Here is a 316-nt window from a genome sequence, read left to right on the forward strand (position 1 = left end):
CTGGAAGCGGAAAAGGAACTCGGCCTGCCTGATACGCCCGAACACTGGCAGCTCATCAAAGAAAAATCGGCGGGACAAGTTTGCTACCGCCTGTATCAAAGAGAGGAAATATGAAAGCGCTGATTTTACTGGCGAAAGTGGCGATCGGATTTGTCTGGGTGGTGCTTTTGCTGAACCTGTTCCACCCTTTTCCGGGTGTGGCGGCGATCGCACTGTATATCATGACGGCGTTTCTGCTGGCGATGCACGGCCTGCAAATGCTGATTTTCCTCGGTGCCTTTGGTGACAAACTGTCTCTGAGTCGCTGGGAAAAATG

Annotated in this window: 1 protein-coding gene; it reads left to right on the forward strand. The window is 52.2% G+C overall.

Translation table 11 applies throughout. The features are described from left to right. Positions 1–110: 110 nt before the first annotated feature. A partial coding sequence (locus R0J87_RS19255) for a DUF1145 domain-containing protein (protein ID WP_498888249.1) occupies positions 111–316 on the forward strand: 206 nt, incomplete at its 3' end.

Origin of the sequence: Halomonas sp. SIMBA_159, assembly GCF_046536035.1 — a bacterium.
GTDB classification, from domain to species: domain Bacteria; phylum Pseudomonadota; class Gammaproteobacteria; order Pseudomonadales; family Halomonadaceae; genus Vreelandella; species Vreelandella venusta_A.